Source organism: Paenibacillus farraposensis (assembly GCF_020736845.1).
Lineage (GTDB): Bacteria > Bacillota > Bacilli > Paenibacillales > Paenibacillaceae > Paenibacillus > Paenibacillus farraposensis.
In genome coordinates this window covers 107,577-123,329 of record NZ_JAFFQR010000084.1, presented here as the reverse complement: position 1 = coordinate 123,329, position 15,753 = coordinate 107,577, and the positions used below count along the sequence as shown (strand labels likewise).

12 protein-coding genes are annotated in these 15,753 nt (G+C 49.3%); 5 read left to right on the top strand and 7 right to left on the bottom strand.

Annotated features, from left to right (window positions below; translation table 11 throughout):
* Positions 1 to 149 precede the first annotated feature (149 nt).
* Positions 150 to 1,268, top strand: coding sequence for a GerAB/ArcD/ProY family transporter (locus JO375_RS14075; RefSeq protein ID WP_229525057.1), 1,119 nt, complete (start codon positions 150 to 152; stop codon positions 1,266 to 1,268).
* Between the two features lie 241 nt (positions 1,269 to 1,509).
* Positions 1,510 to 1,905 carry a hypothetical protein gene (locus tag JO375_RS14070; protein WP_229525056.1) on the top strand — a complete coding sequence of 132 codons (396 nt, stop codon included), beginning with the start codon at positions 1,510 to 1,512 and terminating at the stop codon, positions 1,903 to 1,905.
* 66 nt (positions 1,906 to 1,971) lie between these two features.
* Here the strand turns inward: JO375_RS14070 and pyk are convergent, their stop codons facing one another.
* Positions 1,972 to 3,387, bottom strand: coding sequence for a pyruvate kinase (gene pyk, locus JO375_RS14065; protein ID WP_229525055.1), 1,416 nt, complete (start codon positions 3,385 to 3,387; stop codon positions 1,972 to 1,974).
* A 197-nt stretch (positions 3,388 to 3,584) separates the two neighbouring features.
* On the opposite strand from pyk, the gene JO375_RS14060 reads away from it, so the two are divergent.
* The gene (locus tag JO375_RS14060) at positions 3,585 to 4,373 is read left to right on the top strand and encodes a helix-turn-helix transcriptional regulator (RefSeq protein WP_229525054.1); all 789 of its coding nucleotides are present in this window, start codon (positions 3,585 to 3,587) and stop codon (positions 4,371 to 4,373) included.
* A 255-nt stretch (positions 4,374 to 4,628) separates the two neighbouring features.
* On the opposite strand, the gene JO375_RS14055 is transcribed toward JO375_RS14060, so the two are convergent.
* The 5 genes from JO375_RS14055 to JO375_RS14035 form a co-directional block, all read right to left on the bottom strand.
* Positions 4,629 to 6,047: a sucrose-specific PTS transporter subunit IIBC gene (locus JO375_RS14055; protein ID WP_229525053.1), complete on the bottom strand. Its 1,419-nt coding sequence runs from the start codon at positions 6,045 to 6,047 to the stop codon at positions 4,629 to 4,631.
* Positions 6,048 to 6,116: 69 nt separating this feature from the next.
* On the bottom strand, positions 6,117 to 7,592 hold the full coding sequence (locus tag JO375_RS14050; protein ID WP_229525052.1) for a glycoside hydrolase family 32 protein: 1,476 nt from the start codon (positions 7,590 to 7,592) through the stop codon (positions 6,117 to 6,119).
* Positions 7,593 to 7,771: 179 nt separating this feature from the next.
* Positions 7,772 to 8,794 carry a LacI family DNA-binding transcriptional regulator gene (locus JO375_RS14045; protein ID WP_229525051.1) on the bottom strand — a complete coding sequence of 341 codons (1,023 nt, stop codon included), beginning with the start codon at positions 8,792 to 8,794 and terminating at the stop codon, positions 7,772 to 7,774.
* A gap of 216 nt (positions 8,795 to 9,010) precedes the next feature.
* Positions 9,011 to 10,027: an alcohol dehydrogenase AdhP gene (gene adhP / locus JO375_RS14040; protein ID WP_229525050.1), complete on the bottom strand. Its 1,017-nt coding sequence runs from the start codon at positions 10,025 to 10,027 to the stop codon at positions 9,011 to 9,013.
* A gap of 193 nt (positions 10,028 to 10,220) precedes the next feature.
* Positions 10,221 to 11,507 (bottom strand): Gfo/Idh/MocA family protein, encoded by a 1,287-nt coding sequence (locus tag JO375_RS14035; RefSeq protein WP_229525049.1) that lies wholly within the window; start codon positions 11,505 to 11,507, stop codon positions 10,221 to 10,223.
* A 71-nt stretch (positions 11,508 to 11,578) separates the two neighbouring features.
* Between JO375_RS14035 and JO375_RS14030 the strand changes: the two genes are divergently transcribed.
* Together JO375_RS14030 and shc are read left to right on the top strand one after the other, a co-directional pair.
* Entirely contained in the window at positions 11,579 to 12,163 is a 585-nt protein-coding gene (locus JO375_RS14030; protein ID WP_229525048.1) for a helix-turn-helix domain-containing protein, read from the top strand.
* Between the two features lie 170 nt (positions 12,164 to 12,333).
* Positions 12,334 to 14,226 (top strand): squalene--hopene cyclase, encoded by a 1,893-nt coding sequence (shc, locus tag JO375_RS14025; RefSeq protein WP_229525047.1) that lies wholly within the window; start codon positions 12,334 to 12,336, stop codon positions 14,224 to 14,226.
* 193 nt (positions 14,227 to 14,419) lie between these two features.
* Here shc and JO375_RS14020 read toward each other — a convergent pair whose 3' ends face one another.
* The gene (locus tag JO375_RS14020; protein ID WP_229525046.1) at positions 14,420 to 15,718 is read right to left on the bottom strand and encodes an ABC transporter substrate-binding protein; all 1,299 of its coding nucleotides are present in this window, start codon (positions 15,716 to 15,718) and stop codon (positions 14,420 to 14,422) included.
* Positions 15,719 to 15,753: the final 35 nt, after the last annotated feature.

Genomic DNA, 15,753 nt, shown 5'->3' with positions numbered 1-15,753 from the left:
ACTGCTGCTAGGTATACATGTTCTAAAAAGGTTGTGGACAAAGAAGAATGACGCTAATAAAGATTAGAGGGATAATGCTGTGCAACCAAGGGAAGACGATAACTTCCAAACCGGTGTCAGGACAATAAGTGAAATCAGGAGTGATGAGGGTGTCAAATCAAGGCAAAATCTCTGGACGTCAATTTATGCTCTTAACGACTTTATTTACAATCGGCAGCGGAATCCTGGTAATCCCCTCGGGCATGGCCTTCATAGCCAAACAGGATGCGTGGATCGGCGCGCTCGTTGGGGTGGGAGCCGGTTTTTTCCTCGTATGGATTTATAACACGATGGCGACCCTTTATCCACAGAGGACATTGGTTGAAATCATTGAAACCCTGCTCGGCAAATGGCTGGGCAAAACCGTTTCTCTGCTGTTAATCGTGACTCTTTTCTTGAGCGGGCCATCCTCAGTGTTGTATGACGTAGGGAATTTTCTGAGTACTCAAATTATGCCGGAAACGCCGGTTCAATCGCTGAATTTTCTTTTTGTGTTCATTGTAGTCATGGGGGTGCGTCTTGGAATTGAAACATTGGCCCGTTCTGCTGAACTATTGTTCCCCTTATTTATCTTCTTTTTTACTCTTGCGTGTATTTTAATTGCACCTAAGTTCAAAATAGAAAATGTCCAGCCCGTGTTTGAGGCGGGCATAGGGCCGATCTGGCCTGCTGCATTGTCCTTTATTAGTGTTTTGTTTCTACCCCAAATCATTTTGTTAATGATTTTGCCAACTGTTAATCGTACGGATAAGGCTCGTAAGGCTTTTTTTTACGGAAGCATGTTTGGCGGGCTCATAATATCTGTGATCGTTGTATATTCAATTTTGGCTTTAGGGCCAGAGTTAACAGCAAGAAGTCTCTTTCCAACCTATGTATTAGCACGAAAAATCAGCATCGGCAATTTTCTGCAGCGCATCGAAGCCTTTGTAGCCGTTATGTGGTTTATTTCACTCTTTTTTAGGATCACTATATATTTATATGCAATTGTAGTGGGCATAGCTCAAATCTTCAATTTGAAAGATTATCGGACTCTAATTCTGCCTCTCGGGATGATCATGGTCATGATGTCGGTCATCATATACCCCAATGTTCCTTACCAAATAACCTGGGATGGAACAGCATGGGTATCTTATACGTTATCTATAGGCCTTATTTTACCCTTGCTGCTCCTTTGTCTGCATGGGATACGAAAACTTTGGTCAAAGAAAAAAAAAGGAGACAATGGATAGACACATCCCTCATACGGCATCGGGTGAACATTTCTTGCCGCTGCCCGTTTACAATGTGCTCTTTTAGTTTATTTTAAACAAGAATTAAGCTAGCACTAAGATTGGGGATGTATGATGTATTTAAGAATCTGGTAACTACATAAGCCAGATCGGCTAAAGGCATAAATTTGAATCCCGCTTGGATATCCATATACCGTTCCACTCTGCCAGAATTTAATGAAACAAAGGAGATTTTACACTTATGAATCGAAAACGAATTATAATCATCTGCACACTGTTGATGGCGTTGTCGATTGGTCAGTCCTCTACATGGGGAAGCCGGGCTAATGCTGCTTTCGCTTCAGCGAGGGCTTCGCAGGTACAGGATGATGACGCATCCAAGGATGATGAGCTGTTAGAGACACTGGGTGTATCCTCGGAAGAGCAATTGTATGATGCCCTATATAACGGTCAAACTTTGGCGGATATCGCCTTAACCAATAAACGGGATGCGCAAGCTGTCGTTGACCTGCAGGTCGCCCAACTGACGAAGCAGTTGGATCAACGACTGGCTAATAAGAGCATTACGCTTGAGCAATACCAGGCTCATAAGGCAGAATTGACACAGGTTGTTGCCAAAAGTGTGTTTGGCCAGTAAGACAGGTACACGTTAAAAAGGCGCTGAACCTACAAGGATCAGCGCCTTTTTTGCTACCTCTTATTTTTACACCTGATGCACTCTGATCAGATTTGTCGCACCGGCCTGTGCAACAGGGACGCCCGCCGACAATACGATGGTATCCCCTTTTTGGATATACCCTGCATTCAGGGCGTTGCGGATCGAGGATTCGAACATTTCATCCGTAGTTGCCACTTTATCCCCTTTGACCGGGAATACCCCGGACAACAGACAAATTTTAGCGAACACCGTATTGTTCGGGGTAACCGCAATAATCGGTGCCTTTGGACGATATTTGGATACCATCCGTGCTGTGAATCCGCTGGCAGTCGAGGTAATAATCGCTTTGGCATCCAGTTCAAGAGACGAGCTAACCGCACTCTGACTGATGACCTCGGTGATGTTCGTGGTTTGGCGGGCTCTGCGCTTGTCGAACTGCTCCTGGTAATCAAATTGTGATTCTGCTCTGGCGGCTACCGCTGCCATCGTCCGAACGGACTCGACAGGGTATTTGCCTGCAGCAGATTCGCCAGACAGCATGACTACATCGGCTCCTTGCATAACCGCATTAAATACGTCACTAACCTCAGCTCTCGTCGGACGCGGGTTAACCTGCATGGATTCCAGCATATGCGTAGCTACGATAACCGGTTTGCCGACCAGATTACACTTGTCGATCATTTCCTTTTGCATCACAGGCACGTCCTGAATCGGGACTTCGACACCCAGATCACCCCGGGCTACCATGATGCCATCCGAAGCCTCGATAATGTCATCCAGATTTTCCATGCCTTCGGCATTTTCAATCTTGGAATAAATTTGTACATGCTCGGCATGTTGGCTTTTCAAAATCTCACGGATTTCACGAATATCGTCGCCTTTACGCACAAAAGAAGCCGCAATCAGCTCGATACGCTGCTCCACCCCGAATTGGATGTGCTTCACATCGCGCTCCGTTACTCCTGGAAGAGTCGTATGAACCCCTGGCAGATTCACACCTTTTCTCGGCTTCAATACACCGCCGCTTACAATGTTACATTTCATTTCCGAACCCTCAATGGAGGTTACAGTCAGATCCACCAAGCCATCGTCAATCAAAATACGGTCGCCTGGATTGACATCCTCGGGCATATCCGGGTAATTCACCGAAATACGATGCTCATCCCCCAAAATTTCTTCTGTGGTCAGAATGAGCTGGTTGCCTGGTTTGAGCAGACAGGATGCTTCTCTCAGTTTGCCGATCCGTATTTCAGGCCCTTTAATATCCATCATGACAGGAACAAAGGTACCCAGTTCCTTCGCAGCCTGTCGTACATTTTCAATACGTTTAACGTGATCCTCCAGTTCCCCGTGAGCCATGTTCAAGCGGGCTACTGTCATACCGGCTTGAATCATTTCTTTTAACAAAGGAATGGAGTCGCAGGCAGGTCCCAGCGTACAAATAATTTTTGTTTTAAGCATAGAATTGTCATCCTCCTGAATGTCTTTACGGTTTGGCCAGTTTCCAGTATGGTTTCTATACCGCATTGCTTCTTTAACTATTTACAGCTTGTATGACTTTATTTTACCGATATCCGTGCGACAGGACCATGAACTATAGTATGATGACTGTATTATAGTACAGTACAATGAATTTTGAAGACATGGAGAGTGACTTCATGATTACAATTACAGATATGCGACAGGACCATGGCGTAGACTGGTACGAAAAGGCTGATCCAGATAGCAGCAACGCGGACTTCCAATTCATTTTAGTCACCTTTGGAAGATGTGTATATTGGGTGAACGATCGCAAAATTATTCTCGGCAAGGGAGAGGCTCTGATTCTGCCCGGGCATCTGCCTTACTATGGCAAGAGCATCCCTACGCTTTTCCATACCAAGTATGTGATACATTGCCGTAAAACATGTACGGGTAACGTACTTCCCATACTGAACAAGAACAAGCCGGTTTCGATCAAGCTTGGATGCTACGACATGCTGCATGAACGGATCAAGTCGGCGTATTACCAATGGATGGAGCGCCCGAGCTACTATATGCTGATGGCTGATAGCCTGTTGACCGAGGCGATGATTTATACCAATCAGGAATGGGACAAAGGCGCCATTTCCAGCGATAAAGCACGGCTTGTGGAGCATATGAAGCAGTATATCCAAAATCATTATCGCGAAAAAGTAACGAAAGAGGAGCTTGGCGACGCCATCCGCAAAACACCCAACTATGCTGCCACACTGCTGCGCGAGGTCACACGCCAAACCATCAGCGAGCATGTACATACGCAACGCATTAAAACGGCCATTTACATGCTAACCGAGTCCCGGCTGACCATTCGTGAAATTTCAGAATATGTCGGTTATAGTGATGTTTCCTATTTTCATCGCATTTTCAAACGCTTGACAGGCTGCTCCCCGTCCGAATTTTTGGATGAACGCTCTTCGATCGTCTAGAGCATGTCTAAGTGGCTAACAGCCGGTATGAAAACTCAATCAGATAAGCAGTGATATGAACCCAAGTTCAATCACAGGTTACTAGTTCAACGGATACGGAAATGGAGCTGCATCTATCACAAAAACGGCCGCCCCGCTTGGATACCTTCTCTCCCAGCCCTTGTTTAAAAGGACGAGAGAACTCCAAGACAGAACGGCCGTCACAGTTCATTTATATACGTGTGCTTACTCCAACCACCTGACCGGTGTTAATTCTTAATTGGAAGAACCCGCTGTTTTGACTTCCTCCAGCATTTTATCGTTGTAGCCGAACATCCAGGTCAGAACAAACGCTACAGCCATAGCAGCCAAATTGGCCAAAATGTAAAGCGGCAGCTGATGGTTCATGTAAAGCAGCGTGCCCGGAATGACCGTAATGGCCATGCCTGTAGCCGCCAGATGGAAGATCGAAGCGATAAAGCCGCCAACCGCCCCACCAATCAGGCCCATTACAAAAGGCTTCATATATCTCAGGTTGACACCGAAAATAGCCGGCTCGGTAATCCCGAGAAAAGCAGACAGCGAGGAAGGAAGTGCTAGCGCTTTCAGCTTGGCATTCTTCGTTTTCAGTCCAACCGCCAGACAAGCGGCGCCTTGAGCAGCCATGGCGCAGGTAATGATCGCGTTGAATGCGTTCACACCAGTCTTTTCAAGCAGCTGGATTTCCAGAAAATTAAATATATGATGCACACCCGTAACGACGATAATTTGATGCAAAAAGCCGATGACAATCCCTGCGATACCAAAAGGCAGATCAAGTACAAATGTCGTTCCGTGCAGCACCCATTCTTCGAAGGAATGGAAAACCGGACCGATGGCAAACAGCCCGAGTGTAATCATAATTAACAGTGTCAAAAACGGCGTAAGGATCAGATCCAGCGCTTCTGGCACCCGTTTGCGCAGCGCCCGCTCCAGCTTGGCTCCGATTAAACCTACGAAGAAGGCTGGCAATACCGAGCCCTGATAGCCCACCACAGGAATGAATCCGAGCATCGTCAAGGGATGGGCCGAGCCGTCCGCCACACTATAAGCATTGGGCAGAGCCGGGTTCACCAGCATCAGGCCAAGCACAATACCCAATACCGGGCTGCCTCCGAATACTCTAAAGGCTGACCAGGCGACCAGCGCAGGCAGAAAAGCGAAAGCGGTATCCGTTAACACCTGTGTAAACAATAGAAAATTAGGTGAAATGTCCTTTGCGGTCATGCCAAGCAGAGCGAGGATTTGCGGCTGTGTGAGCAAGCCGCGCAGACCCATGAACAGCCCTGTAGCAACCAGCACAGGAATGATCGGCACAAAGACGTCACCGAAGGTGCGTATCGAGCGTTGGAATACGTTCCCTTCTTTTTTCGCCTCATTTTTCACGTCTTCTTTAGAAGAACCGGTGATCCCCAGCTTTTCAACTTCATCAAAAATCCGATTTACGGTCCCTGTACCAAAAATAATCTGATATTGACCTGAATTAAAGAAAGCGCCCTTTACCTTATCGATTTCCTCAACCTTTTTCTGATTAATCTTCTCCTTGTCATGCACCATAATCCGCAGACGTGTAGCGCAGTGGGCGAAGGAAGCGATGTTTTCCTTCCCACCAATCGCTTCAATCACTTCTTTGGCAATTTCCCGATTTTCCGCCATGATGTTCATCCTCTCGTTCATTCCGTTATATTATTGATGTTTAACGATCCACTTGATGATTTAGCCTATTCATGTAATATCCCATTTCACCGCTTGGAAGAGCGCCTCTCCCTTGTCGGCAAAAAAGTGTATTTCGTCGCTCTCTGGGTGCGGAAAAATACGACTGGTGAACACTTCTTCCCCATCATTGACGAAAATCTCAACCGAAGACGTATCTACAAACAAATGAAGCTTGATATGATCTTTGTCCCATGCGCACTGCCGCACTTCACCATACGAAGCCGCCACAGGCTCGCCCGATTGCGAACGATCCAGTATAAGCTTGCGTTTGACGGCATCATATTGGATCACAGTTCTCTCGGCTGCACTCGCGCGAAATTCAATACCGAACGCCTTCGCGCTCAGAAGGTCAACCTCACAAATCAGCTCATAGACCCTACCCTTGAAGCCTTCATAGGTTTTTCGCTCTGACGATAATGTATCGGCTATCCGATCCTCATGGCCTCTGCGCAGCGTAATTAGTTCAGGGATCGGCCGCTGTAAAAGTTTGCCTTCATGAAGGATAAGTTCCCTCGGTAGCGTCAAACAATGAGCCCAGCCGTTCGGGTCTGTCGGGTAGTCGATATCCGGCAATCCCATCCATGCGACCATGATTCGCCGCCCCTGCGGATCAACCATCGTTTGCGGCGCATAGAAGTCGAAGCCTCTGTCCAGCTCACGGAACGCCCCATGCTCAAATGTCCTTGTTCCGATATTCAGCGGCTTGCCGATGATGTACCCTGATTGATAAATATTGTGGTTTTCATCCCCTGCAGGCTCCAGGCCCTGAGGAGAAAAGACCAATACGCCCGAGCCGTCCAGTTCAAAATAATCCGGGCACTCCCACATGTAGCCAAACGACCCCAGTTCTGTGCGCAGCTCTCCCTCGAACTGCCAGGTGTGGAGATCCGTTGATCGATAAAGAACGACGCAGCCTGTTTGATCCGTTCTCTGGGCGCCAATCACACAGTAAAAGCGATCGCCGTCCTTCCACAGCTTAGGATCACGGAAGTGGTCAGTATACCCTGTCGGCACATTGGAAATAACAGGGTGCTTCCATTTTGTAATGAGACCGCTCTCATCCATAACAGCCATGCATTGATAAGGATGTCTGATCCAGTGCTCATCCCGTGTATTTCCCGTATACAGCATATACAGCTTGCCTTCATGCTCCAATGCGCTGCCCGAATAGGCCCCATGCGAATCAAAGTAATCTCCCGGTTCGATGCCAATGCCTGCATTGTTCCATGTCACCAAATCTTTGGACTTCAAGTGATACCAGTACTTCATTCCATGATCCGTTCCCAAAGGGAACCACTGATAGAATAAATGGTATTCACCCTGGTAATAGGAAAAGCCATTGGGATCATTGAGCAAGCCTGTCGATGGCTGAATATGAAACGTCTGCCGCCAATGGCATTGCTTGACCTTCTCCTGCAAGCTGGCGATCTCGCCGGGCTCTGCCTGTTCAATCAGTCGATACTTTTGCTCATTTGTCATTTTCATAGGTGTACCTCATTTTTATTAAAACTTCTGTAACAGGAACCGGTTCCAATATAATAAAAAAAGAAGAGGAACCGGTTCCAGACTGATTAAAAAAATAACTCATCCATGGATTTGCAACCGATTCCAATCTGTGCCCGAATACTATGGAACCGGTTTCGAAGAAATTATAATCCATCTGTTCAGCGCTTGTCAACGCTTTCTCTTTCAATAAGTGCATAATTCATGACTGTCACTTGCTCTACCGGTTGATGCTCTACCAGGCGCATAATATTTTGCGCCGCTACGCGTCCAGCCTCCATATACGGGTATTGAACAGTTGTCAGCGCAGGGTGTATGACCTCTGTAATATCGTATCCCCCGAAGCCGGTCACTGATAATTCCGACGGGATTGCAATCCCTCTGGAATAAGCCGCATTGATCACGCCAAGCGCAATATTATCGGTTGCACACACCATTAATGACGGCTTGAACTGGTCTAAAATGGCAGACGCAGCCATGCGTGCATCAAACATTTTAAATCCGGTTTCATAGAATCTGATATCATACCCTGCAGCCAGCAACGCATCGTCTGAATAAGTCCCCGCAGGCATGGCATCCCGAACAGCCTGCTTAAAGCCCTCTTTGCGCTGCACACCGACAGCAACATCTTTCTCTGTAACACCGACATAGGCAATTTCACGGTGTCCTTGTGAAAGAACATACGCGCCAATATCATATCCTGCGTGGTAGTCATTATGGATCAGGCTATGAATCTGCTCATGCTGCTGGCCCACCAGCAACACCGGAATGCGAATATCGCGAATCGCGGTCAGATGCTCGTCTGTAATTTGGGCAGCCAGCAAAATAATGCCGGAAATTTTTTGTCGTCCCAGCTCATAGAGAGCTTCTATTTCACGCTTCACATCCTGGCTCGTATTGGAGATCAGCATCTGATAATGCCGGGAGCGCAGTTCCTCGTCAATGCCCATCAGCGTGTGAGATGTCGCAAAGGAATCCAGGCGCGGCACAACAGTTCCGATAATGTTGGTCCGCTTCGCTTTAAGGCTCTGGGCAAAGGTATTGGGCACATAACCTGTAGCCTTGACCACCTGTTCAATTTTGCGTCTCGTATCTACACTGACAGCACCTCCGTTTAAATATCGCGATACTGTACTTTTGGCCACACCGGCCATTTGGGCTATATCTGCAATTGTCTTGTTCATCGGGCCCTCCGGGGTGTCTTCATTTTAACAAACTTCCCAACCGTCTCTTTTCTCATAACCCTATCATAACATATAGAGGGGGTGGGATGCTGTGACTCACTGACCCATCGCATGCAAAAACGCCGCTCCTTTCGACGAAGAAAGAAACGGCGCTTGTCATAAGCTGAATTTAAAAGTCGAAGTTGTCTGGGTCAGGGCCTACCCGAAGATTGGCATTTATTTCGTGAAATCAATGACCATGCGCCCTTGGATTTTGCCATTCTCCATCTCATCGAAGATATGATTAATGTCTTCAATCGGACGTTTTTGTACAATAGGAACGACTTTACCTTCGGCAGCGAACTGGAACGCTTCTTTCAGGTCTTCACGAGTGCCGACCAAGGAGCCGATCACTTGAATACCGTCCAGAACGAGACGCGGAATGTCGAGATCCATCTTATCGGTTGGAAGACCTACAGCTACAACACGCGCGCCAGCCTTCACAACATCGATTGCCTGGTTGAAAGGTGTTTTGGCAACAGCAGTAATCACGGTTGCATCCAGACCAGCACCGTTCGTTAGCTCCTTGGCCCGGGCGACCGGATCTTCTTTCAGGCTGTTAACGACATAGTCGGCACCGACTTTTTTGGCCAGTTCGAGCTTTTCATCACTGATGTCAAAGGCTACGACTTTAGCATTGAACACGTTCTTTGCATATTGTACAGCCAGGTTGCCCAAGCCGCCAATGCCGAAGATACCGATCCATTGTCCTGGTCTGATTTCACTTACTTTAACTGCTTTATATGTTGTAACCCCTGCGCAAGTTACACTGCTTGCAGCGGCAGGGTCAAGACGATCCGGTACTTTGACTGCGTAGTCAGCTGTGACAATGCACTGTTCTGCCATTGCACCGTCTACGGTGTATCCCGCATTTTTAACTTCACGGCACAACGTTTCCCGCCCGGTTAAGCAATATTCGCAGTGACCGCAGCTTTCGAACATCCAGGCAATACTTACGCGATCACCAATTTTAAGACTGGTTACCCCTTCACCTAATTCAATAACTTTTCCAATGCCTTCATGCCCCAAAACCCTGCCTGTGACATCACCGAAATCTGCATTTTTCACATGTAAATCTGTGTGGCAAACCCCGCAATATTCCACTTGGACTAAAGCTTCTCCATGTTTCAGGGAACGCAAAGGTTTCTCTTCTACACTGACTCTCTTGTCTTTGGTAACAACTGCTGCTTTCATGTGATCACTCCTTATATAGAATTATCTTGTAATACACAAATATATCTCAACCTTTCCTCTAATTCATTATACTCACGCAGGGGATTTGTGCAATAATTCACAATATAAAAGTTCCAATTACATCAACAAAAAAGCAGCCCCCTCCGCGAGCCCAATAAGGAGGGGACTGTCTGATTATTATCTTGCTGCCTCGCTACAAACGCACCAGTTCATCCACCTTTACCGGTAGACCTGTAAGCATAGAGCGGTTGGCAGCGATGCCTGTTAAAATGGACCATGCGCCGTCGATATGTGAAGCAGCACGATGAAAACGATCCTCTGCCGGCTTATCAAAAATGTCCCGCAACATGACCGGATCTCCCCCGCCATGCCCCCCTGCGCCTTCCTCCACTTCGACCTCATAAGGTGCTGCAAAATGGGGATAAATCGTGATCGTCTTCTCTTTTAGCGCCCCCTCATCTGCCTTGCTGCCACCAGAATTAACATAGGATTGCTCGGATACCCGAACCTCCATCCGTCCCTTGGTGCCGTTAAATACAATGATAAAGCCTTCCCAAGGCATGTAAGCATTCAGCGAGTAATTCATCACGGCCTTGTTCTTGTACTTCACCATGACACTGAGCGTATCCTCGATGCTGATATTGTCACCAAATACGCTCTGATCACGCAGATAGCCATCCTCATGCTCCGCATCGAGGTACATGCTTTTCAGATGCTCGTTGCGGTCAAGATGCAATGCGAACGGATCATTTTCCGCGGCCTTACTGCCGTAAGCCCGCTGATAGAACGCAGTCACACCGCGCTGCTCGGCATTTTCCCGGCCGTAAAATTTCAGATCGCCCATCGCATATACGGTCTCCGGTTTCGAGCCGAGCCAAAAGTTCATCAGATCAAAATGATGCGTAGATTTATGCACCAGCAGACCGCCGCTATTGCGCTTATCCCGATGCCACCGCCGGAAATAATCCGCACCATGCTGTGTGTTCAGCAACCATTCGAAATTGACCGATAAAATGTCGCCAAGCGTTCCATCCATGATGATCTCGCGGATCTTCGTATTATGGGGCGCATAGCGGTAATTAAAGGTGACACGCAAATTCCGTCCCGTGCGGTCTATTGCATCCAAAATATCCTGGCATTTGTCCTCATCCACCGTCATCGGCTTCTCGGAAATGACATCACAGCCCAGCTCCATTGCCCGAATAATATAACGATGATGCACCCGGTCAATCGTCGTGACAATCACGATGTCCGGCTTTGTTTCCGCGATCATCCGTTCAAACTCATGAGCTTTGTAGGTCGGAATCGGCTCATGGTCGTATTTCTCCTGCAGCAGCCGATTGGCATAATCCATTCTTGTCTGATTTACGTCACAGAATGCGATCAGCTCCGATGTTCTTTTGAAAGCGGTGACAACCTCACCGTAAAAAAATTCGGCTCTGCCTCCGATGCCTACAAGTGCATATTTGGTTTTAGCCAATACCTTCACACCCTTTACATGAATTGCTTCTATTTTATAGTATAAAAAAGAGCAAAATCTTCGCTTTTATTGTGAATTTATCGGAAAAGCATACATATTTTATCCTCACGCTTCTTCCTGGGAAAAGATTCCTGCTCCGACCTTCAGTAGAGGAGCAGCGCGAGCTGGAGCAACTGTTCCGGCAAATGCTGGAGGAATACCATCAAGAACACGCCTGCCGCCATCTGTATCTCCAAAGCTTGCTGATCCGGCTGCTGATCCGCATCCACCGCATACAATCGGCCGCTCCCGATACGATAGCGCCAGAGCGCAGCGAGAAGCAGCAGCGAGTGTATTCGGTGATTGAATATCTGCATGCCCACTATGCCGGGAAGCTGTCGCTGGAGCAGTTGGCAGGGCATTTTTATATTAGCAGCACATATTTGTGCCGAATTTTCAAGCAGACCACAGGCTTTACCCTGATAGAGTATCTCCAGGACATCCGGGTGCAGCAGGCCCGGGCATATCTGAGAGAAACAAGCTGGAAGGTGACCGCTATTGCTGAAAAAACTGGCTTTGACACCATCGCTCACTTTGGCCGTGTATTCAAGCATTTCACCGGACATACCCCGTTGCAGTATCGAAAAAAGCATCAAAAGGAGCAGAGGAACGCCTAATGTTGTCAGCCGTGAAAAAAACGGAAAAGCCATCCTGCAACAAGTGGTCGCGATGATTTTACGCCCGCATTCCGCCACGTCGCTTGCCCGGCATATTTTTTTACAAACGTGAAAATTGGTTTCCCGGGTCTCATATAATGGGGATGACGATGACAAGGAGGGAGCAGGGAATGGGCCAAAACATTACCGGAATCCGCGAGGAGATCCGCCGGCTGTCCGGCGAGCTCATCCAAAGGCAGCAGCCGGACGGCACCTGGCGTTTTTGTTTTGAAAACGGGACGATGCTCGACACATACACGATCATTCTTTTTCGCACGTTAAACGTGGAGAAGGAGGACCTGATCCGGGGGCTGCATGACCGCATCCTTGCCGCGCAGCAACCTGAAGGCTGCTGGAGGTGGTATAAGGATGAGGAAGAAGGCAACCTTTCCGCGACGGTCGAAGCGTATTACGCGTTGTTGTACTCCGGGTACAGTCAGCCAAAAGACGAACCGGTTCAGCGGGCAAAGCGCTACATTCTGGACCAGGGCGGCATTGGAAAAGCGGCGAGCCTCCTAACCAATGCGCTGCTGGCTGCGACCGGGCAAAGGAAATGGCCCGCCCCGCTTTCGCTCATTCCGATTGAAATGCTGCTGCTACCTTCCTCTTTGCCGCTCAGTTTTTTTGATTTTTCCGCCTATTCCCGCGTCCATCTGGTCCCGCTGCTCATTATGACCGATCGGGGTTTTTCCGTTAAATCCCCCCATACTCCCGATTTAAGCGAGCTTTATACCAACCGAAGCCCAGACGAGGAGCCGCTCTCCCGGGAAAACCGCAAGCTGCTGGAGCACATCCAGTCCGCGCTCGTCCATCTGGTCGGCACACCGCAGCGAATCCACCAAACGGCGGTAAAAAAGGCGGAGCAGTATATGCTGGAACGGATTGAGGAAGACGGAACCCTGTACACGTACGCCAGCAGCACCGTGCTGATGCTGTTCGCGCTGCTGGCCCTTGGATACGACCCGCAGCATCCGGTGATCACGCACGCGCTTGACGGCTTGTTCGCCATGCGCTGCAAGGTTGACGGATACACCACCATCCAAAACTCCCCCTCCACCGTCTGGGATACTGCCCTACTGGCCTATGCGCTGCAGGAAGCCGGAGTGAGCGCCAGGTATCCCGCGATGCAAAAAGCTGCCGCCTATTTACGGTCCAAGCAGCATCGCAAAGCCGGAGATTGGCGGATTCACAACCCCGGTGCCGCTCCCGGCGGCTGGGGATTTTCCGACACTAATACGATCATCCCCGACGTCGACGACTCCACGGCCGCCCTTCGCGCCATTCACAGCCTGTCCGAACGCGATCCCGCTTATCTCGAATCTTGGAACCGCGGCCTTAACTGGGTGATATCGATGCAAAACGACGACGGAGGCTGGCCGGCCTTTGAAAAAAACACCGACAAGCAAATGCTCACCTGGCTGGCGATCGAAGGGGCGAAATCGGCGGCCACCGATCCGTCAGAGGCGGATCTCACCGGTCGAGCGCTGGAGTACCTTGGGAATTTTGCCAAGCTTGGCATCCGGCACGGCTTTATCCAACGCGGAGCCGACTGGCTGACCAGCCATCAGCAGCCGGACGGTTCATGGTACGGCCACTGGGGGATATGCTACATTTACGGGACTTGGGCGGCGCTAACGGGCCTGAAGGCCGTGGGGCTTCCTTCCGATCATGCCGCTGTAACCAAAGGGGCGGATTGGCTGCTTGCCATCCAAAACGCGGACGGCGGCTGGGGGGAATCGTGCCGCAGCGATCAGGCAGAGCGTTATGTACCGCTTTACGCCAGCACGCCTTCGCAAACGGCCTGGGCGCTCGACGCGCTGATCGCGGTGCACAACCGGCCTACGCCCGAGATCGAGCGAGGTACCGCCAGATTGATCGAACTGCTGCACGAAGACGGCTGGGCAAGCGCGTATCCGACCGGTGCCGGTTTACCGGGGTATTTTTACATCCGCTATCACAGCTACCGGTACATCTGGCCGCTTCTGGCGCTGGGCCATTATGTTAAGAAATACGGGGGAGGGTAATTTTTGAAAAAAAAACGCCTCGGTGCTCCAGATTGGAAACGGAGTCGGGACGTTTTTTTGCCTTACCGGATCGCTTTGCCTTAACTGATTCCAGCAATACCGATGTGGGGATCATGGAAAACGGCCTTTCTGGACCCTGAAAAATCCGACGGCCGATCCCGACATATTCCCCCGTCACGGTCGTATCCCGTGCTTACTTGACCGCCTTGGATATGAGCTGATTCAGCTTCTCAATCGTGGCATCAGCATCCTGTTTCCCGAGGAGCATCAGGTCAATCGCTTCTGTGATATCCGAGGTTAAGCCCGGCACCCGGGCATCATAGGCCAGTGCAGAGCCATGCACATGCCCTTTGTTCCGTCCTTCGGTCAAGTAGCTGGAATGCTCAATCGTCGCCTTTTTCATGATACTTTCATCTGCAGCGGCCAGCGTACCCATCGCATTCCCGCCTTCAACCAGTCGGGCCTCCTGCCCCTTCACTGAGACGTAGAACGCTGCCAGCTTCATGGCTTCTTGTAAATGCGGACTCTGTCTGTTTACGGCTACATAGGCAACCGGTATGGCGACAGGTTCATTTTTGCCCGTGTTCGAGGGCCAGTAAATATAATCAAAATCGAGGTTTTCATTTTGGCTAAACAAAGGCTCCAGCCATCTTCCCGCTGCCAGCATGCCGACCTGATTGCACATGAACATCGTATCTGCCCCTTGCCCCTCAGGAAGCGATCCGAGGTATACTGCATTTCTCTTGTTCACCATATCGTACATGAAACGGAAGGCTTCCTTGCCCTTTTCATTGTGATCCAGTACATACTTGCCTTGCTCATCAAAAATCCGTCCACCGTTCGACCACACCCATGAATACCAATGCGCCCACCAGCTTTCCGCAATATAGCCTTGCTTTCCGGCAGCCTTCAGCTTTGATGTGACTTCCTCAAAAGCATCCCAGTTCCACTGGCCTTCGTCCTCATATTCTTGCGGTGTCTTCACGCCTGCTTCCTTAAATACCTTTTTGTTATAGTACATCACCATCGGGTTCGAATCGGGAGTGATCCCGAAACTTTCCCCGGCACGCTTCGCTGGCCCCCACAAGCCTTCCGGAAAATCCTCTGCCTTCACATTGCTCGCATCACTTTTTAGAAATTCACCCAAAGGCTGTACCTGCTTCGCCTCAATCAAACCCGCAATCGTCGGTTCATACGAATAAAATACATCCGGTCCGCGACTTCCCTGAAGCCGCGTCAACAGCTTTTGCTCATACTGATCTCCCGGTACAGGCACGAGCTTAACCTCAATATTCGGATTTTCCTTTTCAAAGGCATCCAGTGCCCGCTGATACACCTTCACCTCGGCAGGATTGCCCCAGACTTGCATGGTCAGCCGCACTTTTTGCCCCTCTGCGTTCTCCAGCTTGGGAGAGGTACTGCATGCCGCTGCAAGTAAAAACAGTACGCTGAGAAAAAAGCCAATCTTGATCCAGCTCATGTAATCGTCCATCTCTACCGCCTCCTGTACCTCACATAGTTATATGT

Bases quoted from the DNA above. Each gene is read 5' to 3' on its own strand.
- JO375_RS14020 (WP_229525046.1), bottom strand. From the start codon at position 15,718: ATGGACGATTACATGAGCTGGATCAAGATTGGCTTTTTTCTCAGCGTA.
- adhP (WP_229525050.1), bottom strand. From the start codon at position 10,027: ATGAAAGCAGCAGTTGTTACCAAAGACAAGAGAGTCAGTGTAGAAGAG.
- pyk (WP_229525055.1), bottom strand. From the start codon at position 3,387: ATGCTTAAAACAAAAATTATTTGTACGCTGGGACCTGCCTGCGACTCC.
- JO375_RS14060 (WP_229525054.1), top strand. From the start codon at position 3,585: ATGATTACAATTACAGATATGCGACAGGACCATGGCGTAGACTGGTAC.
- JO375_RS14050 (WP_229525052.1), bottom strand. From the start codon at position 7,592: ATGAAAATGACAAATGAGCAAAAGTATCGACTGATTGAACAGGCAGAG.
- JO375_RS14070 (WP_229525056.1), top strand. From the start codon at position 1,510: ATGAATCGAAAACGAATTATAATCATCTGCACACTGTTGATGGCGTTG.
- JO375_RS14045 (WP_229525051.1), bottom strand. From the start codon at position 8,794: ATGAACAAGACAATTGCAGATATAGCCCAAATGGCCGGTGTGGCCAAA.
- shc (WP_229525047.1), top strand. From the start codon at position 12,334: ATGGGCCAAAACATTACCGGAATCCGCGAGGAGATCCGCCGGCTGTCC.
- JO375_RS14055 (WP_229525053.1), bottom strand. From the start codon at position 6,047: ATGGCGGAAAATCGGGAAATTGCCAAAGAAGTGATTGAAGCGATTGGT.